Source organism: Streptomyces sp. NBC_01306, assembly GCF_026340465.1.
GTDB lineage: Bacteria > Actinomycetota > Actinomycetes > Streptomycetales > Streptomycetaceae > Streptomyces.
Genome location: NZ_JAPEPC010000002.1, coordinates 163,499 through 186,021 on the forward strand (window position 1 = coordinate 163,499; position 22,523 = coordinate 186,021).

At 69.3% G+C, this 22,523-nt stretch carries 20 protein-coding genes; 11 read left to right on the forward strand and 9 right to left on the reverse strand.

Annotated elements, in window-relative coordinates:
* Positions 1–237: 237 nt before the first annotated feature.
* Positions 238–393: a hypothetical protein gene (locus tag OG385_RS33970; RefSeq protein ID WP_266861644.1), complete on the forward strand. Its 156-nt coding sequence runs from the start codon at positions 238–240 to the stop codon at positions 391–393.
* Between the two features lie 125 nt (positions 394–518).
* Positions 519–1,676, forward strand: coding sequence for a DUF2332 domain-containing protein (locus OG385_RS33975; RefSeq protein WP_266861646.1), 1,158 nt, complete (start codon positions 519–521; stop codon positions 1,674–1,676).
* Between the two features lie 54 nt (positions 1,677–1,730).
* Here OG385_RS33975 and OG385_RS33980 read toward each other — a convergent pair whose 3' ends face one another.
* Genes OG385_RS33980 through OG385_RS33995 form a run of 4 tightly spaced genes read right to left on the reverse strand, consistent with a single transcriptional unit; the run spans position 1,731 to position 5,966 of the window.
* Positions 1,731–2,525, reverse strand: coding sequence for an enoyl-CoA hydratase/isomerase family protein (locus tag OG385_RS33980; protein WP_266861648.1), 795 nt, complete (start codon positions 2,523–2,525; stop codon positions 1,731–1,733).
* Positions 2,526–2,557: 32 nt separating this feature from the next.
* Complete coding sequence (locus tag OG385_RS33985) at positions 2,558–3,613, reverse strand: TIGR03617 family F420-dependent LLM class oxidoreductase (protein WP_266861650.1); 1,056 nt, start codon at positions 3,611–3,613, stop codon at positions 2,558–2,560.
* Positions 3,610–4,755, reverse strand: coding sequence for an acyl-CoA dehydrogenase family protein (locus OG385_RS33990; protein ID WP_266861652.1), 1,146 nt, complete (start codon positions 4,753–4,755; stop codon positions 3,610–3,612). The genes OG385_RS33985 and OG385_RS33990 overlap by 4 nt, the downstream gene beginning before the upstream one ends.
* Complete coding sequence (locus OG385_RS33995) at positions 4,752–5,966, reverse strand: acyl-CoA dehydrogenase family protein (RefSeq protein WP_266861654.1); 1,215 nt, start codon at positions 5,964–5,966, stop codon at positions 4,752–4,754. Before OG385_RS33995 ends, OG385_RS33990 begins: the two co-directional genes overlap by 4 nt.
* A gap of 461 nt (positions 5,967–6,427) precedes the next feature.
* Here OG385_RS33995 and OG385_RS34000 point away from each other — a divergent pair, with 461 nt between their 5' ends.
* Entirely contained in the window at positions 6,428–7,597 is a 1,170-nt protein-coding gene (locus tag OG385_RS34000; protein ID WP_266861656.1) for a thiolase family protein, read from the forward strand.
* Between the two features lie 207 nt (positions 7,598–7,804).
* Here OG385_RS34000 and OG385_RS34005 read toward each other — a convergent pair whose 3' ends face one another.
* Complete coding sequence (locus OG385_RS34005; RefSeq protein WP_266861658.1) at positions 7,805–8,575, reverse strand: SDR family NAD(P)-dependent oxidoreductase; 771 nt, start codon at positions 8,573–8,575, stop codon at positions 7,805–7,807.
* The gene (locus OG385_RS34010; RefSeq protein ID WP_266861660.1) at positions 8,575–9,360 is read right to left on the reverse strand and encodes an enoyl-CoA hydratase-related protein; all 786 of its coding nucleotides are present in this window, start codon (positions 9,358–9,360) and stop codon (positions 8,575–8,577) included. The genes OG385_RS34005 and OG385_RS34010 overlap by 1 nt, the downstream gene beginning before the upstream one ends.
* Positions 9,361–9,823: 463 nt before the next feature.
* Here OG385_RS34010 and OG385_RS34015 point away from each other — a divergent pair, with 463 nt between their 5' ends.
* The 8 genes from OG385_RS34015 (at position 9,824) to OG385_RS34050 (ending at position 18,392) form a co-directional block, all read left to right on the forward strand.
* On the forward strand, positions 9,824–11,155 hold the full coding sequence (locus OG385_RS34015; RefSeq protein ID WP_266861662.1) for an MFS transporter: 1,332 nt from the start codon (positions 9,824–9,826) through the stop codon (positions 11,153–11,155).
* 264 nt (positions 11,156–11,419) lie between these two features.
* Positions 11,420–12,607, forward strand: coding sequence for a lipid-transfer protein (locus OG385_RS34020; RefSeq protein WP_266861664.1), 1,188 nt, complete (start codon positions 11,420–11,422; stop codon positions 12,605–12,607).
* Between the two features lies 1 nt (position 12,608).
* Positions 12,609–13,106 carry a MaoC family dehydratase N-terminal domain-containing protein gene (locus OG385_RS34025; protein ID WP_266861666.1) on the forward strand — a complete coding sequence of 166 codons (498 nt, stop codon included), beginning with the start codon at positions 12,609–12,611 and terminating at the stop codon, positions 13,104–13,106.
* The gene (locus tag OG385_RS34030; RefSeq protein ID WP_266861668.1) at positions 13,103–13,483 is read left to right on the forward strand and encodes a MaoC/PaaZ C-terminal domain-containing protein; all 381 of its coding nucleotides are present in this window, start codon (positions 13,103–13,105) and stop codon (positions 13,481–13,483) included. The genes OG385_RS34025 and OG385_RS34030 overlap by 4 nt, the downstream gene beginning before the upstream one ends.
* 17 nt (positions 13,484–13,500) lie before the next feature.
* Positions 13,501–14,304: an SDR family NAD(P)-dependent oxidoreductase gene (locus OG385_RS34035; RefSeq protein ID WP_266861670.1), complete on the forward strand. Its 804-nt coding sequence runs from the start codon at positions 13,501–13,503 to the stop codon at positions 14,302–14,304.
* A 26-nt stretch (positions 14,305–14,330) separates the two neighbouring features.
* A complete protein-coding gene (locus OG385_RS34040) occupies positions 14,331–15,488 on the forward strand; it encodes an acyl-CoA dehydrogenase family protein (RefSeq protein WP_266861672.1) in 1,158 nt (385 codons plus the stop codon).
* Positions 15,489–15,595: 107 nt separating this feature from the next.
* Positions 15,596–16,768 (forward strand): CaiB/BaiF CoA-transferase family protein, encoded by a 1,173-nt coding sequence (locus OG385_RS34045; protein ID WP_266861675.1) that lies wholly within the window; start codon positions 15,596–15,598, stop codon positions 16,766–16,768.
* Positions 16,769–16,841: 73 nt separating this feature from the next.
* A complete protein-coding gene (locus OG385_RS34050) occupies positions 16,842–18,392 on the forward strand; it encodes a long-chain-fatty-acid--CoA ligase (RefSeq protein WP_266861677.1) in 1,551 nt (516 codons plus the stop codon).
* A 104-nt stretch (positions 18,393–18,496) separates the two neighbouring features.
* Here the strand turns inward: OG385_RS34050 and OG385_RS34055 are convergent, their stop codons facing one another.
* From OG385_RS34055 to OG385_RS34065, 3 genes are all read right to left on the reverse strand, one after another.
* Positions 18,497–20,197 carry a class I adenylate-forming enzyme family protein gene (locus OG385_RS34055; protein ID WP_266861679.1) on the reverse strand — a complete coding sequence of 567 codons (1,701 nt, stop codon included), beginning with the start codon at positions 20,195–20,197 and terminating at the stop codon, positions 18,497–18,499.
* Between the two features lie 31 nt (positions 20,198–20,228).
* On the reverse strand, positions 20,229–21,182 hold the full coding sequence (locus OG385_RS34060; protein WP_266861681.1) for an acyl-CoA thioesterase II: 954 nt from the start codon (positions 21,180–21,182) through the stop codon (positions 20,229–20,231).
* A 64-nt stretch (positions 21,183–21,246) separates the two neighbouring features.
* The gene (locus tag OG385_RS34065) at positions 21,247–22,404 is read right to left on the reverse strand and encodes an acyl-CoA dehydrogenase family protein (protein WP_266861683.1); all 1,158 of its coding nucleotides are present in this window, start codon (positions 22,402–22,404) and stop codon (positions 21,247–21,249) included.
* Positions 22,405–22,523: the final 119 nt, after the last annotated feature.

Below are 22,523 nucleotides of genomic sequence, written 5' to 3' on the forward strand. Positions count from 1 at the left end.
CCGTATCAGCCACCGCATCGTCGACCGCCTCCCGGTACCTCATGGCGGTCTCCGTACCGGGGTGGACACTGCGGGAGGTACGGACGCGGCTCCTGCGCCTGAGCGGCAACGAAGCTGCCGCGTGGACCGGCCCCTCCTGACCTGCGGGCTCCGGCCCGACGAGCGTATTGGTCCGTTCGGCTGCACACTGAGGAACAGTGCAGAGCAGATGGTCCCTACTACCTCCGTGAGGGTTCCATGGTGTTCATAGCCCTATGCCTCCCCGTCCTCATGATGCTGCTGATGCTCGGGATGGACGCTTTCGAGAACTTCATCTCCCGGCCGTCCCCTGCGTCGCTGGAAGCCGCCAAAGATCTCCCGGCCCAGCAACCGGCTCGGCAGGAGCTGGACTGACGGGGAACCGCAGTACGCGCGCGGTGTCCCCAGGACGGCGCCCGGAAGGGCCTGTCCGGAGTCGTGATCAAGGTATGTGGCTCCGTTCGGGCGTCGGGAGCCCTTCAGGACGGTAGAAAAGTCCTGTGACACGAGATGAGCAGCCTCCAGGGGCAGCGGAAGCCGAACGGCTCCAGCGGCTGTTCCGGTTCTTCGGCGCGACACAGGGTGCCGGCCGCTCCCCCGTGTACGAGACCCTCAGCGAAGGCGTCGCGGGTGACCCCAGCCTTCTCGCTCTTCTTCTCGATACGCCGGAAGAGCAGCGCCGCCCCAGTCTCCTGTTCGCTGCGGTGAACCTGCTTCTCGCATCACGCCGAGGCTCGGAGCTGGCTGCCTACTACCCCATTCATGGTGGGCGCCGGGCGGTCGACGACCAGCTGGTGTCGACGTTCGCTGCTTTCTGCGGCCGGCATCGCGACGAGCTGGCCTGCCTTCTGTCGCAGCGGTCCACCCAGACCAACGAGATCCGCCGATGTGTCGCCCTGCGCCTCGGTGTCGATCACGTACACCGCCACTGGCCGGGTCCCGTCGCCCTTGTCGAAGTCGGCGCCAGTGCCGGGCTCAACCTGCTGTTCGACCACTACGACTACCGCCTCAACGGCGAAGCGACAGCCACGCCCCCTGCGTCCTCGGTTGTCGTGTCCTGCGAAGTCCGTGGCTCATCCGGCGCCGACATCCTCCGGACGGCACCGGAGATCACCCGGCGCATCGGCATCGACCAACGTCCGGTCGACCTGTCCGACCCCGATGCCCGAGCCTGGCTGGAAGCGTTCATCTGGCCCGAGCAGATCGAAGAACTCGCCACCCTGCGGGGCGCCATCGACCTCGCGGCGTCCACCGCGGCTACGAAGGTGGTGACGGGCGAAGCAACCATGGACACCGCTCGGATACTCGCCGAGCTGCCGGGCCGTGAGCCGGTGGTCGTGTTCACCGCGTCGCTGCTCAGCTACCTCACCACCCGGGCCCGATCCCTCTTCGTCGCCCAGCTCCAGGAAGCCTCCCGCCTACGCCCGGTGGCATGGGTCTTCACGGAGGCACCCGGTTTGCTGGCGACCACCACACTCGACCTCCCTGCTCTGCGTGGCCCCCTCGCTCGGCGCAACTCCCTGTACGTGGTCGGAGCCAGCCTCTGCGGTGACGGTCAACGTCATGATCAGTTGCTCGGCCTGGCCGACCCCTACCTACGCTGGTTCTCCCCGGCCCGGGACCCCTTGGACGACTTCCCATGGATGCCGCCGGACTGAGCAGGGGCGGCCGGTCCCGTGCGATACGGGTGCGCCGGGCGCGGGGCCCCGGGCTCACTGGCCGGTGAACACCGGAGCACGTTTCTCCAAGAAGGCGGCGCGGGCCTCCTTCGCGTCCTCGGAGTACGCCGCGTGAGCGATCCTCCGTGCCTCGCGGGGCAGGTAGCCGTCCAACGGGAGCCTCACCGCGTCGTCCAGGTTCCGCCGGACACCGGCGACCGCGAGTGGGGCCGCCGCAGCCAGCCGCTCCGCCACGGAGCCCGCTGCGCCGGCCAGCTCATCGGCTGCGACGGCCGCGGTCACCAGACCCACGGACAGCGCTTGTGAGCACGTGAGTTTTTCCGGGAGCAGCATCAGTTCACGGGCCCTGGCCGGGCCGACGGCCTGGGTGAGCAGCCAGCCGATGCCCAGGTCACCGGTGAGCCCGACCGTGAGGAAGGCGGTGTTGAACACCGCGTCGTCGGCCGCGTACCGCAGATCGCAGGCCAGGGCGAGCGACATCCCGGCACCGGCGCAGCCGCCGCGGATCAGGGCGACGGACGGCTTGTCCCACTCCCGCAGCAGGCGCACCGCGCCCGCCACCTGTACGAGTCGCCGCTCGTCCGCCTCCCGGCCCTCACCCGTCAGCACCCGGCTCTCCGGAGCTCCGGTCAGGTCGGCGCCGACACAGAAGTCGTCGCCGGCACCGGTGAGTACCAGTGCCCGCACGGCCGCATCGCCCGCCGCACGCTCCAGCGCGGCGCGCAGCTCCTCGAAGACCCGCATGCTGACCGCGTTGCGGCGCTGCGGCCGGTTGATCGTGACGGTGGCGACAGCGCCCTCGACTTCGTAAAGCACGGTTGGACCCATGGCGTACTTCCCTTCCCGGGAGAGGTGGTCGGTCAGCTCCGGATTCCGTCGAGGATGTCGAGCGCCAGTGCCGGGTCGGATTGGGCAGCGAGCGATACCGACACCCGGTGGTACACACCGGTGTAGCGCTCACGGACGAGCCGGCCCGCCTCGGCCGGGGTCTCGGCGACCACGGCGAAGGCGTTCAGGACGTCGGCGTCGATGAGCTGCCCCATCTCCTTCCAGCGGCCCTGCAACGACAGGGTGTGCAGTTCTTCCTGGAGTGCGCCCCAGCCGTGGTGCTCCAGCACGGGCCGGTACGCCGGCGTGGAGCCGTAGAAGGCGATGCGCTCGCGAATGCCCGCGAGGGAGTGCCCGTACTCCTCCTCGGTGCGGCCGGTCACGGTGAGGACGCTGCCGGTGATCTCGAAGGGCCGCGTGGTCCAGGGTGCTCCATCGGCCGTGGCCTCGGCACGGGCCTCCAGCACGCCGGGAGCGAGCTGCTCGGTGATGTACGGCACTGTGCTGAAGGGGTGGCAGATCACACCGTCGCCGACCGCACCCGCCGTGGCGGCCATCCGTGGACCGACGGCCGCGATGAGTACGAGCGGCTCGCCCTGTTCCAGCGGGCCCGGGTCGAACAGCGGATTCATCAGTGTGTGCGTGTAGAACTCGCCGCGGAACTGCAGCTTTTCGCCGGTCTGCCAGCTGTTCCAGATCGTGCGGGTCGCGCTGACGAACTCCTTCATGCGGGCCGCCGGGCTGGACCACGGCATCGCGAAGCGGCGCGTGATGTGCGCCTTGATCTGCGAGCCCAGGCCGATCACGGCGCGGCCGCGGGAGAGCTGCTGCAGCGTCCATGCGCTGGAGGCCAGAGTCATCGGGGTGCGGGCGAAGGCGATGGCCACGCCGGTGCCGACCTCGATGGCCGAGGTGCGGGAGGCGGCGACGGCGAGGGGCTGGAACGGCTCGTGGGCGGTCTCCGACATGAGGATCCGGTCGACCCCACGCCGCTCGGCGGCCACCGCTGCCTCGATCACCTCTGACGGAGCGCCGATCGCGGTGGTGTCCAGCTTCAGCGGTCCCGGGGTGTGCGGAGTGACGGTCATCGTGCGGGTTCTCCTTGTGGGTGAGCCGCGGACGCGGCGTCGAGTCCGGCGAGCCGCGCGACGCGGGCCCGATGTGCGGACAGTGGACCCAGCAGGGTCTGCGCGGCGCGAGCCCGCCGGAAGTAGAGGTGCGCGGAGTGCTCCCAGGTGAACCCGATGCCACCGTGCACCCGAATCGTGCCTTCGGCGCACCCGTCGAGGGCGTCGACGCAGGCGATGAAGGCGTGTGCGCTGTCCAGGGGTTCGGGACGACCGGCAGTGTCGAGCGCTGCGACCGCGGAGCGGAGCACCACGCCCGCTGCCTCCGTCCGGGCCCACAGGGAGGCGAGCCGGTGCTTGACCGCCTGAAATCCGCCGATCGGCCGGCTGAACTGGTGCCGGGTCAGGGCGTAGGCCACCGCATCCTCCAGACAACGACGGGCAGCGCCCAGGCACTCGGCGGCCACTGCGAGGGCCGCGTGGTCGAGGGCCGCACGCAATGCGGCCTCCGCGGCGGGGCCGGCTGCGACCTGCTCGGCGGAGGTGCCCGAGAGCATCACCACGGCCTGACGTCGAGTCATGTCCAGGCCTTGCAGCGGAGTACGCGCCAAGCCGTCGGTGGCGACGGCGAACAGCCCGACCTCGTCCCCCGTACGGGCCGGGACCAGCAGCAGGTCCGCGTCGGCTCCGTCCAGCACCGGCTCCACGGCGCCCGTCAGCGTCCAGGAGCCGGCAGCGTCGCGGGCCGCGGCTATCGGGGAGGGAGCTCCGTCCATCCCCGCGAGGGTCGCCACCGTGCGGCCCGCTGCTATGTCCGGCAGGAGCCGGGCGCAGACCTGTGGGTCCCCGATGGCCGTCAGGGCCGCGGCGGCGGTCGTGCTGGACAGCAGAGGGCCGCCGTACAGCGCTCGCCCGGCCTCCTCGAAGACCGGCAGCAGATCACCGGGCCCGAAGCCCGCTCCGCCGTACTCCTCGGGCACCTGAAGCGCGAACACCCCGATCGTCTCCGCGAGTTCGCGGTGCGTTGCCGGGTCGAAGCCCTCACGCCGCTCCATCCGGGCGCGCACCTGCCGCTCGTCGCAGTGACGCTCGAAAAGCTTACGGACAGTTGTGGCCAACTCGGCGCGCTCGTCTGTCAGTTCACTCAGCGGATACGGAATCACTGCTGCCCCTCCCGGGTACGGACGAGGTCGCGGAACGGGACGCCCCGCTCGACCGAATGCTCACGCGGCAGACCGAGCACCCGCTCGCCGATGGTGTTGCGCTGGATCTCGTCGGTACCGCCGCCCATCGCCATCCCGGGCGCGTCCAGCACCCAGAAGGCGGCGTCCGCGGCCAGGGTGTCGTCGCCCGCCCAGGTCGCGCCCGCGCCGAGGGCGACGTCGGAGGCGAGACGGGCAGCGTGCAGGCCGTTGGCGGTGCGCAGCAGCTTGCCTACCGATGTCTCGGGTCCTGGCTCGGCCCCTGCCAGGGTACGTGCGGCGATCCGGCGACTGACCAGGGCTGCGGTCCGCTGGCCGAGGAAGGCGTCGAGCAGCCGTTCGCGGACCACGGGATCGCTGTCGCGCCCGCCGTGCCGGGCGAGTTCGAGCAGCCTTTCGTACGGGATGGGGCGGCGTGGCGAGCTGTCGTCTCCGCGCGAGACTCCCACGCGCTCGTGGCCGAGCACCGCGACGGCGGCCGGCCAGCCTTCCCCGGGACGCCCGACGAGCCGGTCGGCGGGCACCCGCACCTCGTCGAAGAAGACCTCGTTGAACTCGCAGTCACCGGACATCTGCCGGAGCGGCCGCACCTCCACGCCAGGGGCGTCCATGTCGACGAGGAACATCGACAGGCCATGGTGTTTCGGCGCTTCGGCGTCGGTACGCGCCAGGAGCAGGCCGAGTCCCGCGTACTGGGCATAGGAGGTCCACACCTTCTGTCCGGTGACCAGCCAGTCGCCGTCCTTCGTGCGCGCCGCGCGGGTACGTACTCCGGCAAGGTCCGAGCCCGCCTCGGGCTCGGAGAACAACTGGCAGCAGATCATCTCGCCGGACAGCAGTCCCGGTCCGAACTCCCGGGCCAGGTCGTGGGCGCCTCGGCCGATGAGGCTGGGCACCACCAGGCGGGCGCCCACCTGGAATACCCGGTCCTCGCCGGGGACGCTCCCTGCCGACTCCTCAGCGAAGATGCGCTCCTCGGCCTCGCCGAGTCCCTGGCCGCCGAATTCGGCGGGGATGCCCAGGCCCGCCAGACCCGCACGGTGCAGGGCTGCGCGGTAGGCGCGAGCGCGCTCGGCGAAGCCGGTCACCCCGGCCAGGGCCGGGGGCAGCGCGGTGTGGATGAATTCCCTGACATGGCTGCGGAATTCCGCGGGCCAGGCTCTCTCGGTCACGTCACGCGACTCCTGATTCGTGGCGGGGTACCGGCTCATCGTAGGGACCTCACGGCCAAAAGTTAATCATTGATAACTCGGCCAACCAGGCTTACCACCTCAGGGGCTCCCGGGCCGCCGATCACTCGCGGGCACAAGCCCGGGCACACGTGGCACGGCTCACTTGACCGTAGAGTCGGCGCTTGCCATGCCCGTCCGACCCACGCTTGACAGTAGACCCCCTGAACGCAAAAGTGAATACTTGATAACTCGCATCAGGAGATTGTCGGCGGAAGCGGAGATTCGCACTCCGCACCCCCGGAGGCCCTCCACCACTGGTCCACAGTCAGTGCCGAGCCCAGAGAGCTCGGAACGGCCTGCCACACATGCGAGAGGGGGGCCGCCCCCACCCCGTCCGCCTTCCTTCCCTCAGTACACCCTCACCCTCACCCTCACCCTCACCCTCAGCAAGGAGATTCCCCATGCGACGAGACGCAGTGATCGTCGATGCCGTACGCACCGCCGTAGGCAAGCGCAACGGCTCGCTGTCGACGATGCACTCGGCCTCACTCTCCGCCCACGTGCTCAACGCCCTGGTCGAACGCACCGGTCTCGAACCGGAGTTGGTCGACGACGTCGTCTGGGGCTGCGCCGGAGCCGTCGGCATGCAGTCCGGCTGCGTAGGCCGCGCCGCGGTGCTGGCCGCCGGCTGGCCCGAGTCCGTACCCGGGCTGACCGTCGACCGGCAGTGCGGCTCCTCGCAGCAGGCCGTGCACCAGGCGGCGGCCGGCGTCATATCAGGCCAGTACGACGTGGCCGTGGCCGGCGGAGTCGAGATCATGAGCGCGGTTCCGCTGGGAACCGCCCGTATGGAGGGCCGCTTCGGCGAGCCCTTCGGGCCTGATGTGTGGGAGCGCTACAACGGCGTCCGCTTCAACCAGGGTACGGGTGCCCAGTTGATCGCTGACGAGTACGGCATCTCCCGTACCGAGATGGACCAGCACGGCGTGGACTCGCACGCCCGCGCACTCCGAGCGATCGGCGAGGGCCGCTTCACGCATCAGATCGCCCCCATCCGCGTCACCAACGCCGAGGGCACCACCAGCGTCTTCGATACGGACGAGGGCGTGCGCCGAGGCTCCACACTGGAGACGCTGGGCGGCCTCAACCCCGCCTTCCGTGAGGGCGGGAGCATCACCGCAGGCAACGCTTCCCAGATCTCCGACGGCACCGGCGCCCTGCTCATCACCACCAGCGAAGTCGCCGAGCAGCAGGGCTGGACGCCGATGGCCCGTATCCACACCGCTGTGATCGCCGGCACCGACCCCGTCACCATGCTCAAGGGCCCCATCCCGGCCACCGCGAAAGCCCTGAAGAAGTCCGGCCTGGTCCTCGACGACATCGGCGTCTTCGAGATCAACGAAGCCTTCGCCTCGGTCACCCTCGCCTGGCTGCGTGAGACCGGGGCCGACTACGCGCGCATGAACCCCAACGGAGGTGCCATGGCGATCGGCCACCCCATCGGCGGCTCCGGCGCCCGCATCATGACCACCCTGGTCCACCACATGCGCGACAACGGCATCCGCTACGGCCTGCAGTCCATGTGTGAAGGCGGCGGTATGGCCAACGCCACCATTCTTGAGCTGTTGTGACGTCCCCTCACGATGCAGGAAGCCCCCCGGCCCAGTGCGGGCAGGGGGGCTTCGCCCGCGGATCAGGCGTTCGGCAGGACCTGGCCCGGTCCCGGCTCGGGGTCGGGCACGGTGACCACCTCGGGAGCACTCCCGAACGCGTGAAACCTGACAGCTTTCATCTGCAGGGGCCTCCGTGTCTGGATCGTCCTCCGCTCCGGCAACCGGTCAACGCGCGGAGTACGCCCCGTCGACCAGGTGGTAGCTGCCGTTGATGAAGGACGCGCGGTCGGAGAGCAGGAAGACGATGAGCTCCGCCACCTCATCGGCGGTGCCCACCCGCTGGACCGGCGCCAGACCGGCCGCATGGTCGCGGGCCGCCTCGCCCGCGCGGGTCATCATCGGGGTCTCGATGAAGCCGGGGCCCACGGCGTTGAAGCGCACACCCTGTGTCGCGTATTCCAGGGCTGCGGTCTTGGTCAGACCGATCACGCCGTGCTTGGCGGCGGTGTACGCGCTCGACGCGATACGGCCGTTGATGCCCAGAATGGAGGACACATTGACGACGGCGCCGCCGCCGGAGTCCAGGATGACGGGCAGCGTGTAGCGCATCGAGTGGAAGACGCCGTCCAGGTTGGTGGCGATCACACTGTGCCATGTGTCCAGCGCGTACTCGCCGAGAAGTTCCCTGCGCCCGGTAATGCCCGCGCTGTTGACGACCAGGTGCAGTCCGCCGAGGCAGTCCGCGGCTTCCTCGACTCCGACGCGTACCGACTCGGGGTCACCGACGTCCATCGGAATCGCCAGGGAGCGCGCTCCCCTTGCCGTCAGCTCGGCAGCGGCTTTGCGGCCGCCTTCCTCGTCGAAGTCGGCGAGGGCGACGGCCGCGCCACCGGCGACCAGACGCCGGGCAGTCGCCAGGCCGATACCTGAGGCTCCGCCGGTGATCAGGGCGGCCTTGCCCTGGAACTCGTGCGCGTAGTCGACCGGACTGGCCATCAATCGTTCACCCACCCCGTGTACTTCGGCTCGCGACGCTCGAAGAAGGCAGTAACGGCTTCCTTGGCGTCGGGGTAGGCCGACAGCTCGCCGGAGAGTCCCTGCTCGAACTCGTAACCCGACTTGAGGTCCATGTACTCGATCGTGTTCAGACTGCGCTTGGCGAAGCCCAACGCGACCGGACTGTGGCGCGCCATCCGCGCAGCCAGCGCCGTGGCCTCGTCCAGCAACCGCTCGCGCGGGACGACCTTGAGGACGCCTCCGTGAGCGACGAAGTCCTCGGCAGGCAGCGGATCAGCGGTGTAGTGGAGCAGCCGGGCCAGGGCAGGCGGCACCAGACGGGACGCGTGCTTGGCGCCCCCCATCATGCCGACTGCGACCTCGGGCAGTCCGATCTTCGCTCCTTCGGCAGCGATCACCATGTCGCAGGAGGCGGCGATGGCCAGACCGGTGCCGAGCGCCGCGCCGTGCACGGCGGCGATCACCGGCAGGGGGCAGTCGTAGATCGCCCAGAACGCCTCGCGGACGGTCCGCATCCGCTCGGGCGCGTTCTCCGGGGTGAGTTCGGCGAATCCGTTGAGGTCGCTGCCACCGCAGAAGTGCTTGCTCTCACCGCCGGTGAGCACGATGGCGCGGGCGTCGGGAAGGTACTCGGCTGTGTTGCCGAAGAGATGCCGGATCTCCTGGTACATCGTTTCCGTCACCGCGTTGACCGGCGGATGGGCGAGGTTCACGACCGCGACGTGGCCGTCGGTGTTGTACGTGAGGAACTTCAAGCGCTGCATGGAGCTCTCCTTGAATCAACCGTCGTGACAGTCCGGGACGCCATCTGCCGTCGGCTGCGGCTGCCCGGCTCCAGGTGCTCATCGCACCGTCCGGTGAACGGCGGCCGTGCCCGGTCATGGCGTTTTCGATCCGGCCAGGGCGCGGTCGCGCGGCGTGAACGTCCGGGGGCGGCCCGCAGAGCGGCGCGTCTGTGGGTGTGTGTGAGGACACCTGCTCTTCACACGTGGCGGATCGAGTGGTCCGCGGGTCCTGATGACCGTCCGATCACCATCGCTCGCAGAGAACCACAGCCCCTCAGCGGGTGTCAACGTCGAGACGTTGCTCGACTGCGGGCACTAAGTGAAACATTGATAACCCAAGATCGTCGGCCATGAGATGCCGTCAGGACTGTCCAAACCCTTGCCACGCCATGTTAGCGATGGTTCACTTCCGGCCAATCAGGCGTTGAATCCGGGAGAATCCATGACGATTGATCAGCACGCTGCTGCCGGGGCCGCCCCACGCCGTGGGACCCCTGCGGTCGGGCCCGCAGTCAGCCGCAGGGCATGGGCCGTCCTGACGGTGCTCCTCCTCTTGATGCTCGCCAACTTCGCCGACAAGGTCGTCGTGGGGGTCGCCGGCGTGGACATCATGCGGGAGGTGAGACTGAGCCCCGACCGGTTCGGGGTCATCCAGAGCAGCTTCTTCTGTCTCTTCGCGGTCGGCAGCATCACCGGCGGATGGCTGGGCGGCAAGGTGAAGGCCCGCTGGCTGCTCGGCGGCATCGCCCTGTTGTGGGCGGTCAGCCTCGCCCCCATGGCGGGACAGGTCGGCTTCACCGCCATCGTCGCCTGCCGTGTCCTGCTCGGCTTCGCCGAGGGACCCACCACCGCCCTGGCCATGCAGGCGACGCACTCCTGGTTCCCCGCACACAAACGGACGGTGCCCAGCTCACTGGTCGTGGCCGGCGCGGGGATCGGGCCGGTGGTCGCCGCCCCGCTGGCCACCTGGATGATCACCAGCTACTCCTGGCACGCGGCGTTCGGCGCGCTGGCCGTGGTCGGCGTCGTGGCGGCGGCACTGTGGCTGGCGGTCGGCCGCGACGGCCCCCTCGCCCACGACGACGGCGGCGAGGTCATGGCGACCGACACGCTGCCCGAACACGTCCCGCTGAGGCGGCTGTTCGGCACCGGCACACTCGTCGGCCTGATGCTCCTGCTGCTCGTCACGTACGCCGGCACCGCGGTGATGATCAGCTGGCTGCCGCTCTACCTGCGCGACGGTTTGGGCTACGGAGCCAACGCGACCGGCCGGCTGACCGCTCTGCCGTTCCTGGGCACGGTGGTGTCCGTCATCCTCGTGGGCTTCGCCTCCCGCGCGATGAGCAAGCGCGGCGCCTCCAACCGGGCGGCCCGGGGCATACTGCCCGGTTGCCTCGTACTGGCCGGCGGGCTGGCGACGATCGCCTTCCCCCTGGTGGGGCCTCGGGGCATGGAGATGGCCCTGATCATTCTCAGCACCTCCCTGAGCGCGTCCAGCTATGGTGTCGCGTTCGCCGGCCTGGCCGACGTCGTACCGGCCAAACAGCGCAGCACCGTTTTCGGCATCGTCACGGCCTTCTACAGCCTGGGCGCGATCGTCGCCCCGATCGTCATCGGCAAACTGGTCGGCGCCAGCGAGAAGGCGGCCGACGGTTACGGGCACGGGTTCATGATGCTGGGCGCCGCCATGGTGCTCGGAGGGCTGGCAGTCGTCCTGCTGACCAATCCCGACCGGGACGCGGCGAAACTGGCAGGTCATGCCCAGATCGGTTAACACGCACCTCGGCCGGGCTCGATGGCGGCGAACAGACTCCCGCAAGAAGTGAAGGTTAGATAACCAGGCCCCTTACGGGCCGTGCACCGGGGTGCCCAAACGGCCCGACACGCGGCACACCCCGCGATCCGGGCGGACCCCATCATGCGGAATGAACAGCGAAGAGAAGGCTTGAACACCTGACTCCAGCCCACAACACCCCTTGACAGCAGCCGTTTCAATGTTAAAAGTGAAAACACGCTAACCAGTGATGCAGGAGGATGCATGAGTCGCAGAGTACTGGTGGCCGGTGTCGGCATGGTCCCCTTCGCCAAGCCCAGCGCCGCCAAGACGTACGACGAGATGGGTGCGGGGGCCGTCCGTGCCGTTCTGGACGACGCCGGTCTCCCCTACGAAAAGATCCAGCAGGTCTACGCCGGGTATGTCTACGGCGCCTCGACCTGTGGCCAGCGCGTCGTCTACCAGGTCGGGATGACCGGCATCCCGGTCCTCAACGTCAACAACAACTGCGCGTCCGGCTCCTCGGCTCTGTGGCTTGCGCGGCAGGCCGTCGAGAGCGGCGCCGTGGAGTGCGCGCTGGCTGTCGGCTTCGAGCAGATGCCGCCGGGAGCCCTGGGCGGGGGCTGGCAGGACAGGCCCTCCCCGCTGACCGACTTCAGCAAGACCCTGGAAAAGGTCTTCGCGGTCGATCCCAAGGCCCCGATGACCCCTCAGTACTTCGGCGCCGCCGGTGTCGAGTACATGGAGAAGTACGGGATGAAGCCGGAGACCTTCGCCAAGGTCTCCGTCAAGGCCCGCCGGCACGCGGCCGGAAACCCCTACGCGGTGTTCCGTTCGCCCATCACCGAGCAGGAGGTGCTGGACTCCCCCCAGATGTCCGGCCCACTGACCCGGCTCCAGTGCTGCCCGCCCACCTGCGGTGCGGCAGCGGCGGTCGTGTGCAGCGAGGACTTCGCCCGCAGGCACGGGCTGCGCACCGACGTCGCCATCAAGGCCCAGACCCTCGTCTCGGACGACGCCGGCCTGTTCGCGAAGGAGAGCGCCATCTCGCTGGTCGGCAGCGATGTCACACGAGCCGCCGCCACCGAGATCTACGAGCAGGCCGGCGTCGACCCGCGCGACATCAAGGTCGTCGAACTGCACGACTGCTTCACCGTCAACGAGGTCCTCTGCTACGAGGGCCTGGGCCTGTGCGACGAGGGCGGCGCGGAGGAGTTCATCCTCAGCGGCGACAACACCTACGGCGGACGCGTCGTCACGAACCCGTCCGGCGGACTGCTGTCCAAGGGCCACCCGCTGGGCGCCACCGGCCTGGCCCAGGCCGCGGAGATCACCTGGCAGATTCGTGGCCAGGCCGGCGCCCGCCAGGTCGACGACGTGACCCTGGGGCTGCAGCACAACCTCGGGCTCGGCACCGCCGGCGTCATCACCCTCTTCGAGAGGGTCTCCTGAGATGCCCGTCGACCCCAGCATCATCGGCAGCCGGTCCCCCGAACACTCGGTGGAGGTGGAGCGCGGAAGGCTGCGCTTCTTCGCCAAGGCGACCGGCCAGAACGGCCGCGTGTACACCGACCCGGAGGCAGCCGAGCAGGCCGGACACCGTGACCTTCCCGTGCCGCCCACCTTCCTCGTCTGTCTGGACGCGGAGAAGCCCGACAGTTCCTCCTTCCTCCGGGAGCTCGGCATCGACATCCGCACGATCCTGCACGGGGAGCAGTCCTTCGAGTACCACGCCCTGGCCTATGCGGGTGACCGGCTGACCTTCGCCACCGAGGTGTCGGACGTCTACGAGAAGAAGGGTGGCGCCCTCCAGTTCATCGTTCGCACCACCGAGGTGACCCGCGACCGGGGGCACCGTCCAGGCTCCGGAGGCCCCGAAGGGGAACTCGTCGCCCGGATACGCAACACCGTCGTGGTGCGCGAACTGCCGGCCAAGGAGGCGACCGCATGAAGACCGGCGACAGCCTCACCCTTGAACTCCCGAAGATCACCCGCACCACGCTGGCGCTGTATGCCGGCGCGTCGGGCGATCACAACCCGGTCCACATCGACATCGACGCCTGCAAAGCGGTCGGCATCCCGGACGTCTTCGCGCACGGCATGCTCTCCATGGCCTTTCTCGGCAGGCTGCTCACCAACTGGGTGCCGCAGGAGCGCATCCGTTCGTACGAGGTGCGGTTCTCCGCGATCACGCCGGTGAACTCGTCGCCGACCTGCCACGGCACCGTCTCCGAGGTGAAGGACGGCCTCGCCCACCTCGACCTGACCGTCTCCCTCCCCGACGGGACCGTGACCCTCCGGGGTTCCGCCATCGTCACCGCTGACTGACAAAGGACGTACACATCATGGGAACCCTGGACGGCAAGACCGCCATTGTCACCGGCTCCGGCCGTGGCATCGGCCGTGAGATCGCGCTGAAGTTCGCCGCCGAGGGCGCGAACGTCGTGGTCAACGACCTCGACAAGGAGCCCGCGGACGAGACCGTCACGGCCATCCGGGCCGCAGGCGGGAACGCCGTCGCCTGCGCCGGCTCGGTCGTCGAGGAAGGCTTCGCGGACCGTTTCGTGAATGCCGCGATCGAGCACTTCGGCGGGCTCGACATCATCGTCAACAACGCCGGCTACACCTGGGACACCGTCATCCAGAAGATGACCGACGAGCAGTGGGACGCCATCCTCGACGTCCATCTCAAGGCGCCCTTCCGGATCCTGCGCGCCGCCCAGCCGTTCATCAAGGCCAACCCGACCGACTACCACCGCAAGGTCGTCAACATCTCTTCTGTTTCCGGTCAGTTCGGCAATCCGGGCCAGGTCAACTACTCCTCCGCCAAGGCCGGAGTCGTCGGCCTGACCAAGACCATGGCCAAGGAGTGGGGCCGCTACAAGGTCAACGTCAACGCCGTCGCCTACGGCTTCATCCTCACCCGTATGACGGAGGCCACCGCCGCCGACGACGCCTTCATCGAGATCGAGGGCCGGAGGATCAAGGTCGGCATCAACGCCCAGCACGCCGCCAACGCCGCCAGGATGATTCCGCTCGGCCGCCCCGGCACCCCGGCCGAGGCAGCCGGCGCCGTGTACCTGCTGTGCACACAGGAAGCCAACTACGTCAGCGGGCAGTGCCTGACCGTCGACGCAGCCCGGCACTGACCACTTCGGAACCAGGGGACAAGGGCATGAAACGCACCATCTACAACAAAGAACACGATGCCTTCCGGACGATGATCCGGAGCTTCATCGCCAAGGAGGTGAGCCCGCACTTCGAGGAGTGGGAGGCGGACCGCCGCACCCCGCGGGAACTGTTCCGCAAGCTCGGCGCCCTGGGCGTGATGGGCTTCGGGATTCCCGAGGAGCACGGCGGCCCGGGCGAAACCAGCTACAAGTACCAGGCGATCATCTCCGAGGAGACCGCACGCGCGAGTGTCCACCTCGGGCACTACTCGGTATCCACCAGCATCGTCCTGCCGTACCTGCTGCGCATATCGAGCGACGAGCAGAAGAAGCGCTGGCTGCCCGGCGTCGCCGCTGGCGACATCACCCTGTCCATCGCCATGACCGAGCCGGGTACCGGCTCCGATCTCGCAGGCATCCGCACCACCGCCAGGCTCTCCGATGACGGCAGCCACTACGTCCTCAACGGCGCCAAGACCTTCATCTCCGGCGCGCTCAACTCCGAACTGTGCGTCGTCGTCGCCCGTACCTCGGCCCCGGATCCATCGGACCGCCGCACCGGGCTGAGTCTGCTGGTCGTCCCCACCGACAGCGAGGGTTTCGCATACGGGCGCCGGCTGGAGAAGATCGGCCAGCACTCGGCAGACGTCTCCGAGCTGTCCTTCACCGATGTGAGGGTTCCCGTGGAGAACCTGCTCGGCGAACAGGACAAGGGCTTCTCCTACCTCGGCCAGAACCTGCCGCGTGAGCGGCTCTCCATCGGGGTCGGCGGCGTCGCCTCCGCAACGGCCGCGGTCGACTACGCCAGGGAATACGTCCAGCAGCGACAGGTGTTCGGCAAGCCCGTGGCCTCCTTCCAGAACACCAAATTCGTGCTCGCCGAGTGCTCCACCGAGGTGGAGGCCGCCCAGGCCATGGCCGACAAGGGCATCGAGCTCGACGACACCGGTGAGCTGACCGCGGCCGACGCCGCCCGTATCAAGCTGTTCTGCACCGAGGTCGCGGGCCGTGTGATCGACAAGTGCCTCCAGCTGCACGGCGGTTACGGCTACATGGTGGAGTACCCGATCGCCCGCCTGTACGCGGACACCCGGGTCTCGCGGATCTACGGCGGCACCAACGAGGTCATGAAGACCATCATCGCCAAGGACCTCGGCCTGTAAGCGGCCCGACGTCGCCCGACGAAGCCGCTCCTCCGGTCGCCCCTCCCCCGGCCACTCAGCGGAGGGGCGGCTTCCGGGCATTCCTCACCCCCGAAGGACGTACGTTCATGAGCACTGACCTTGCCGCCGTCCCACCCGCCGTCCCGGCCGGACCACTCGCCGGGATCCGCGTCATCGAGCTGGGCGGCATCGGACCGGGCCCGTTCTGCGGCATGATCCTCGCGGACCTCGGCGCCGAGGTGATCCGCGTCGACCGGCCGGGAGCACAGCGATCAGCCTCGGACAGAGTGCTCCACCGGGGCCGTGTCTCGGTCGCCGTCGACCTCAAGGCCCCGGACGGAGCGGATGTCGCGCTGCGTCTGGCCGACACCGCCGACGCTCTCATCGAGGGCTTCCGGCCCGGCGTCGCCGAACGCCTGGGCCTGGGCCCCGAGACCTGCCTGGCGCGCAACCCCGGACTTGTCTACGGAAGGATGACCGGATGGGGCCAGGACGGACCGCTCGCGCAGGCCCCGGGCCATGACATCAACTACATCGCTGTCGCCGGCGCCCTCGGCGCGATCGGTCCCGCTGACGGCGACCCCGTCGTCCCGCTCAACCTCGTGGGTGACATGGGTGGCGGCGGCATGCTGCTCGCCCTGGGCATCACCACCGCGCTGCTCAGCGCCAGGACCACCGGCAAGGGACAGGTGGTGGACGCGGCCATGACCGACGGAACCGCGCTCCAACTCGCCCTGGTCCACGGGCTGATGGCCGCGGGCCGCTGGACCGACCACCGCGAGTCCAACCTCTTCGACGGCGGCGCGCCCTTCTACCGCGCCTACCGCACATCGGACGGAGGGCACATGGCGGTCGGCTGCGTGGAACCGCGGTTCTACGCGACGACCCTGCGCGTGCTCGGCCTGGCGGAAGATCCCCTCTTCGCCGGGCAGCTGGACAGAGCAGCCTGGCCACGCATGGCCGAACGGATGGCGGAGGTCTTCGCGACCCGCAGCCGGGACGAGTGGACGGCCGCCTTCACCGGACAGGACGCGTGCGTCACCCCGGTCCTCAGCCTCGCCGAAGCCGCCACCCACCCGCACAACGCCGGGCGCGGTACCTACACGACCAGCGCCGACGGCGCCGTCCAGCCGGGCACCGCACCCCGCTTCCTGGGCACCCCGGCCGCCGCCCCCCGGCCCGCACCGCCAATCGGCAGCGGTACCCGTGAGGTGCTGGGAGCTGCGGGCCTGGACGAGCAGGTGATGGACGCGCTGGCCGAACGCGGGGTCATCGCCTGAGCCCCGGGGCGACCTGCCCCGAACGACGCATTGAACTGAATCATCGACAGCACGCTCCGGATTGGTGGTCCACGTGTTTCTCACGCAGTCGCTGCACCGTGCGCTCCAACAGACCCCCGACCTGCCCATGACGATCTGCGGAGGTCGTGTCCGTACCGTCCGCGAGGTCGCCGACCGCGTGGCCAGGCTCGCAGGCGGGCTGCGGAGCCTCGGCGTGGCCAAGGGCGACCGGGTCGCGATCCTCGCTCTGAACTCCGACCGCCACCACGAGACGTTTCTCGCCACATGGTGGGCGGGAGCCGTGGTCAATCCGGTCAACATCCGCTGGAGCCCGCAGGAGATCGCGTACTCGCTGCGCGACTCCGGTTCGGAGGTCCTTCTCGTCGACGCCGCCTTCACCCGGCTCGTCCCCCAGCTGCGCGAGCTGTGCCCGCGACTGCGCACCGTGGTGCACTGCGGCGACGGACCCGCTCCGGACACGACGCACTGTTACGAGGACCTGATCGCCTCATCGGCCCCCGCAGCGGATCTGCGCGCCGACGGCGACAGCCTGGCCGCACTGCTGTACACCGGCGGCACCACAGGGTTCCCCAAAGGCGTCATGATCGGTGCGCGGGGGCTGCTGACGTCCGCCTACGGTGCCCAGATGGTCAACCGCGTCGCGCAAGCCGGCGGCGTCACCCTCGTCTCGGCGCCGATGTTCCATATCGCCGCCGTCGCCGGCTGGCTCGCGCAGAACCTCCTGGGCGGCACCCTCGTGTTCCTGCCCGCCTTCGAACCGGCCGCGGTGCTGGAGGCCGTGCAGCGGCACCGGGTGACCACCATGGGCCTGGTGCCCACCATGCTCCAGCAGGTGGTCGAGCACCCCGACGTCGGCCGGTACGACCTGGACAGCGTCCGGTCCGTCGGCTACGGAGCTTCACCCATCTCCACGGCCGTACTGGAGCAGGCGATGAAGGCCTTCCCGCACAGCGGTTTCGTGCAGGGCTACGGGATGACCGAGAGCGCCATGATCACGGTGCTGGGCAGGGAAGAACATGCCGCCGGCGGCCCCCGGCTTCGCTCGGCGGGCCGCGCGACACCGCACTGCGAGGTCCGGATCGCCGGCCCCGACGGCGAGGAACTGCCCCGGGGCGAGACCGGCGAGGTCCTGATGCGCGGTGACAGCGTGATGCTCGGGTACTGGAACAAGCCCGAAGAAACGGCGGAAGCGCTGCGCGGCGGTTGGCTGCACACCGGCGATGCCGCCCGCATGGACGAGGACGGTTACGTCTACGTCGTCGACCGGCTCAAGGACGTGATCGTGACGGGTGGAGAGAACGTCTACTCCGGCGAGGTGGAGAAGGCACTCGCCACTCACCCCGCCGTCGCCTCCTGCGCCGTCATAGGCGTCCCGGACCCTCGGTGGGGCGAGCGGGTGCACGCCGTGATCGTCCTCAAGCCCGGCGCGAGCGCGACGGCCGGGGAGATCCGCACGCACGCCAAGACGCTGATCGCCGGCTACAAAGCCCCCGGAACCGTCGAGTTCACGGACGCCCTGCCCCTGTCGGCCGCCGGTAAGGTCCTCAAGCGCCGGCTGCGCGACACGTCGTCAGAATCCGCCGAATCCGCCGACCGGAGCTGAGGCCTTTCCGCGCGCTCCCGCGTCCGACACACATGCGGTCAGCCCCGCCGCCCGGCGGGGCTGACCGCATTCTTCAATTTCTGTGAACTCGCCTTCGGAGACGCTCAGTCGTCGGCGTTCCCGCGCTCGCGCAGTTCGGTCTTGAGGATTTTACCGGTGGGGCTGAGGGGAAGGGCGCCGACGATGTGGAGGGCGCGGACCTTCTGGTACGGCGCGACGCGCTCGGCGACGTAGGCCATCACCTCTTCGGCGAACTCGTCGCCACGGCCGGCCTCTTCCGCCACGTCCGGACGCAGCACCACGAAACCGACGGGCACCTCGCCGGCGGATTCGCTGGGTGTGCCGACGACCGCCGCCTGGGCGATGGCCGGATGGGAGCACAGGATCTCCTCCAGCGGCTGCGGATACACGTTGTAGCCCTTGTAGATGATCAGGTCCTTGGAGCGGCCGACGAGGAAGAGGTGGCCGTGTTCGTCGAGGCGTCCCATGTCGCCGGTGACCAGCCATCCGTCGCGGAACTGGAGTGCGGTCAGCTCGGGGTGGCCGTGGTAGCCATCGGCAACCGCCGGGCCGCGGACCCACACTTCACCGGTCTCGCCCACCGGCAGGACTGCGGTGCCGTCAGCACCGCGGATCTGGATCTCGGTGTCGAACACCGGAACGCCCACACTGTCCGGCGGGGTCTCGACGTCACATGCCAGCGGGGCACCGGTGACGCCCATGGTGGCCTCGCTCAGCCCGTAGCCCTGTGCGACGAAGGCGCGGGGGAAGTGTTCGCTCAGCGTGTGCAGGGCGGTGGTGTCGATGGGAGCCGCACCGGAGTTGACCAGGCGGACCGAGGACAGATCGTGCTTGGTGAGGGCGGGGCTGCGCAGCATCGCGTAGTACATCGCCGGGGAGCCGCCCATATGGGTCACTCCGTACCTCTCGATGTCGGCGAAGAGGGCATCGGGGTCGAAGCGGCCCGCAATCACCACCGTGGCGCCGGCTGCGACGTTGAGGCTCTGACTGACCAGACCGAGCCCGTGGAAGAGCGGTGCCACCGCGACGCAGACACAGTCACCGGGTGTCAGCGAGTGCGCGGTGACGGCCTCGGGGATCCGGGTGAAGCGCAGGCCGCCCTCGTCGTCCAGGTGCGGCAGGCACGCGGAGCGCCAGCCGTGCATCTGCACCACGTTGGCGACGATGTTGCGGTGCAGCACCCGCACCGCCTTGGCGCGGCCGGTGGTGCCCCCCGTCAGCTGCAGGTGGGCGACCATCTCGGCGTCCACCCGGTAATCCCGCAGCGGCTCCGCGGACAGCAGCTCGGCCAGTTCGACCAGCCCCTGCCGCGGCTCCGACCGGGCGGGAGCTGCCGCGGTGGGCGGCACGCACACGACGAGCTCAACCGAGCTCGCCGCCCCGGCGGTGGCCTCCACGGCCGTGCCCGCACCCGTCGGGCTGGTGATCACGGCCTTCGCCGTGACCTCCGCGAGCTGTTCGCCCAGTACGAGAGCCGGCTGGGCCGGGTTGATCGGGGCGACCGCCGCACCGGCACACAGCGCTCCGTAGTAGGCGACCGTGAACCACATGGAGTTGGGCATGTGCAGCGCCACGACATCACCGGGCCGGATACCGCGCCCGCGCAGACCACCCGCCACCCGCAGGGCCTGCTCGTACAGCTCGGGATAGGTGAGCGTCTCATCGCCGTCACGCACGGCGACCCGCTCGGGGTAGGCGCGGGCGGCACCTGCGAGGACCGCGTCCACACCCACGGGTGGATAGTCGAGACCACGGGGCATGTTCATCGGCCAGGCACCGGACATGGAGAACTCCCTTGATGAGTGGTGAATGCGATTACGAGCGGTGGGGGCGGAGCACCGCTTCCTGGACGACGGAGGCCACGAGGGTTCCTTCACGTGTCCAGAACTCCCCCAGTGACAGGCCTCGCCCGTCACCGGCCGAGGGGCTGCGCTGGGCGAACAGCATCCACTCGTCGGCCCGGAAGGGGCGGTGGAACCACATGGCGTGGTCGAGCGAGGTGATGAAGAACCGCGGTGGCCCGTCCCGAAGCGGCCGGGGCCTCTCGCTGTCGAGGGCCGCGGTGGGGGCGAGGGTGAGATCGGAGCAGTAGGCGAGGGCGCAGACGTGCAGCAGCGGGTCGTCCGGCAGCTTCTCGGTGGACTTCAGCCACACAAGTTGCTGGTTGAGTCCCGGTGGCGGCTGCCGCTCGTCCGGTACGAACCGCATGGCCATCACCCGGCGCCACTGGGACATCTCGAAGCCTTCCGGGTCGCCCGCGGCCCACGGCTCGTACGGATCGGGCAGCTCCTCGGGCAACGGTGCGTCGGGAATGCGCGGGTGGCGGTCCCCGTACCGCTCGGGGAGCTTGAAGGACGCGGAGAGCGTGAAGATGGCCACGCCTCCCTGGACGGCGGTGACCCGCCGGGAGAGATAGCTGCGCCCGTCCCGCAGCTGGTCGACGTGGTAGAGGATGGGCTGCCGGGTGTCCCCCGCACGCAGGAAGTAGCCGTGCAGGGAGTGCACATGGTGGCCGTCCGCCGTGGTGCGGCCGGCCGCGGTGAGTGCCTGCGCGGCGACCTGTCCGCCGAACGCGCGCAGCGGCAGGCCCGCGTGGCACCATCCGCGGAACAGGTCGCGGTCCAGCTGATCGAGGCTCAGGAAACCGACGAGGTCGCTGCCGAGGCCGGCGGCCGGTCCGGAGCCACCCTGCTGGGGGATCGGTCCATCGGTGTCGAGGGCCGGCCGGGTACTGGTACCCGGCGTGACGGGAAGGGGATGCTGTGGCACGGCGTGCTCCGGAGGATGGGGGGTGCGGGCGCCCGGTGGCCCATCACGTCAGGGCGCCGGGGTGTCAGAGGCCGAGGTCCTTGGCGATGATGGTCTTCATGACCTCGCTGGAACCGGCGTAGATCCGTGAGACCCGGGTGTCGGCGTACAGGCGGGCGATCGGGTACTCCAGCATGTAGCCGTAACCGCCGTGCAGCTGGAGGCACTTGTCGATCACGCGGCCGGCGACCTCGGTGCTGAACAGTTTCAGCCTGGCCGCGTCGGCCACCGACAGCTCGTCCGTCTCGAACAGTTCAAGACCCCGGTCGACCATCGCCTGGAGGGCCTCGACCTCCGTGGCGCACTCAGCGAGTACGAACTTGGTGTTCTGGAACGACGCCACGGGCTTGCCGAAGACCTGGCGCTCCCGCACGTAGTCGCGGGCGAACCCAAGCGCGGCGGAGGCCTGCGCGTAACCTGCGGTCGCACAGCCCAGCCGCTCCGGCACCAGGTTGCGGGTGAGGTAGGAGAATGCCTCGCCCTCCGTGCCGAGACGGTTCTCGACGGGCACCACGACATCACTGAAGGAGAGTTCGGCGGTGTCGCTGGTGCGCAGCCCGATCTTCTCCAGCTTGCGACCGACGGTGTAGCCCTCGCTCGTGGTGTCCACACACAGGATCGTCAGGCCCGCCCTGCGGTCGTCCTCACGGGCCGGTGAGGTACGGCAGACGACCAGGACCAGGTCGGCCAGGACGCCGCCGCTGATGAAGGTCTTGGCGCCGTTCAGCGTGTAGTGGGTGCCGTCATCGGAGAGCTTGGCGCTGGTGCGGATGCCTGCGAGGTCGGAGCCCGCGCCGGGCTCGGTCATGGCGATGGCCGTCATGATCCGGCCGGAGACGAAGCCCGGGAGCCACCGCTGTTTCTGCTCCTGCGTTCCGTAGGCGAGGAGATACGGCAGGCACAGTCCGGAGTGCACGGACGAACCTCCGAAGCTGACCGCCTGCCGGGCGAGCTCCTCCTGGATCACGGCCTGGTATTTGAGTCCCCGCTGGCCGGCGCCCCCGTACTCCTCGGGGACTCCGATGCCGAAGACGCCGAGCTCGCCCAGCTTGAAGTAGAGGTCCCGTGGGACCAGGCCGGCGCGCTCCCACTCCTGGTAGCCGGGTGCCACCTCCTTGTCGATGAAAGTGCGAATGGTCTGGCGGAAGGCTTCGTGATCTTCGGTGAACACGGTTCGGCGCACGTCTGGCGCTCCCCTCGGTCTGCCTGGAGGAATCTCACAGGGGCGAGCACTAAGTTAATTCGCGCTAACCATCGTGTCTAGACGTCGCACGCAATCCATCGCCGCTGATCCCGCATCTT

Coding starts and splice junctions, on each gene's coding strand:
- OG385_RS33970 (WP_266861644.1), top strand. CDS start 238: ATGGTGTTCATAGCCCTATGCCTCCCCGTCCTCATGATGCTGCTGATG.
- OG385_RS34000 (WP_266861656.1), top strand. CDS start 6,428: ATGCGACGAGACGCAGTGATCGTCGATGCCGTACGCACCGCCGTAGGC.
- OG385_RS34025 (WP_266861666.1), top strand. CDS start 12,609: ATGCCCGTCGACCCCAGCATCATCGGCAGCCGGTCCCCCGAACACTCG.
- OG385_RS34055 (WP_266861679.1), bottom strand. CDS start 20,197: ATGTCCGGTGCCTGGCCGATGAACATGCCCCGTGGTCTCGACTATCCA.
- OG385_RS34015 (WP_266861662.1), top strand. CDS start 9,824: ATGACGATTGATCAGCACGCTGCTGCCGGGGCCGCCCCACGCCGTGGG.
- OG385_RS34035 (WP_266861670.1), top strand. CDS start 13,501: ATGGGAACCCTGGACGGCAAGACCGCCATTGTCACCGGCTCCGGCCGT.
- OG385_RS34020 (WP_266861664.1), top strand. CDS start 11,420: ATGAGTCGCAGAGTACTGGTGGCCGGTGTCGGCATGGTCCCCTTCGCC.
- OG385_RS34040 (WP_266861672.1), top strand. CDS start 14,331: ATGAAACGCACCATCTACAACAAAGAACACGATGCCTTCCGGACGATG.
- OG385_RS34030 (WP_266861668.1), top strand. CDS start 13,103: ATGAAGACCGGCGACAGCCTCACCCTTGAACTCCCGAAGATCACCCGC.
- OG385_RS34045 (WP_266861675.1), top strand. CDS start 15,596: ATGAGCACTGACCTTGCCGCCGTCCCACCCGCCGTCCCGGCCGGACCA.
- OG385_RS34010 (WP_266861660.1), bottom strand. CDS start 9,360: ATGCAGCGCTTGAAGTTCCTCACGTACAACACCGACGGCCACGTCGCG.
- OG385_RS33985 (WP_266861650.1), bottom strand. CDS start 3,613: ATGACCGTCACTCCGCACACCCCGGGACCGCTGAAGCTGGACACCACC.
- OG385_RS34005 (WP_266861658.1), bottom strand. CDS start 8,575: ATGGCCAGTCCGGTCGACTACGCGCACGAGTTCCAGGGCAAGGCCGCC.
- OG385_RS33980 (WP_266861648.1), bottom strand. CDS start 2,525: ATGGGTCCAACCGTGCTTTACGAAGTCGAGGGCGCTGTCGCCACCGTC.